Below are 313 nucleotides of genomic sequence, written 5' to 3'. Positions count from 1 at the left end.
GGCGCTGCCTATGCGGTGATTGGCGCGGCGGTGGGCGCGGCAGCGACCGTTGCGGCCCCACTGCTGGGAGCCGGGGCAGCAGCAGCAGGCGTGGCGGCAATTGGCTCCAGCTGTCTGTTGAGCGGCATTATTGGTGGGGTTCTGGCGAACGTCGCCGGGATCACCGACGATATCAGCAACGCCGCTGAAGGGCTGGGTAACGCGCTTTTCCCGCCGTCGCCCGCGGGCAAAATCACCACCGGTTCGAGCAATGTTCTGACAAATAAACTTCCCGCTGCGCGCGCCGCCGGGACGTTAACGCCTGCCGATACCC

The 313-nt window shown here is 66.1% G+C and carries 1 protein-coding gene; it reads left to right on the top strand.

The window, feature by feature from the left end; genetic code table 11:
- Window positions 1–313 (top strand): hypothetical protein (locus RTW80_RS28360; protein WP_312721435.1); only part of this gene is annotated, 313 nt, incomplete at both ends.

The sequence above is a fragment of the Escherichia sp. AM3 genome (assembly GCF_032029835.1).
Classification (GTDB): Bacteria; Pseudomonadota; Gammaproteobacteria; order Enterobacterales; family Enterobacteriaceae; genus Escherichia; species Escherichia coli.
This window is presented reverse-complemented; position numbering and strand designations above follow the sequence as displayed.